We start from the raw sequence: 461 nt of genomic DNA on the forward strand, positions 1-461 counted from the left end.
CCGGGCGGGCCAGCATCAGGTAGAGCTTCAGCTGGTCATAGGCCGCCCCGGCCAGGGCGCTGCGCCGCGGGCTGTCCGGGGGGAGCTGAACAAAGGCCCGGAGCTGGCGGGAGAGGTGCGCGGCCGCCGCGTCACGCAGCAGCGGCAGCGCCATCTCCCCGTAGCGCGGGAGCAGCGCCGCCCGCAGCGCCCCGTTCTGGCTGAGGCCGCTGCGGGAATACCAGGGCACCCCGTGCTGCGCGCGGTACTCCAGGCGGGCCAGGGTTCGTTGCAGGCCGGACAGCGCCTGCAGACGGGCCGCCGGCGGCAGATTTTTCGCCGCCGCCTGCTGTAGCTGTTCACCGGCCGTGGCCACCAGGCTGCGGTTAGCGATAAAAGAGACCGTCATCATGCCGCCCCCCAGGAGCATCAGCGCCGCAGCGGCGACGGCGGCGGTTTTCAGCCAGCAGAAGCCGCTTTTG

1 protein-coding gene is annotated in these 461 nt (G+C 72.2%); it reads right to left on the minus strand.

The genetic code is table 11. The features are described from left to right. Positions 1-461, minus strand: a 461-nt coding sequence (locus tag GJV78_RS22830) for an ImcF-related family protein (RefSeq protein WP_230979236.1), incomplete at both ends; no start/stop codon positions are given.

The organism is Intestinirhabdus alba (assembly GCF_009711095.1).
Lineage (GTDB): Bacteria > Pseudomonadota > Gammaproteobacteria > Enterobacterales > Enterobacteriaceae > Intestinirhabdus > Intestinirhabdus alba.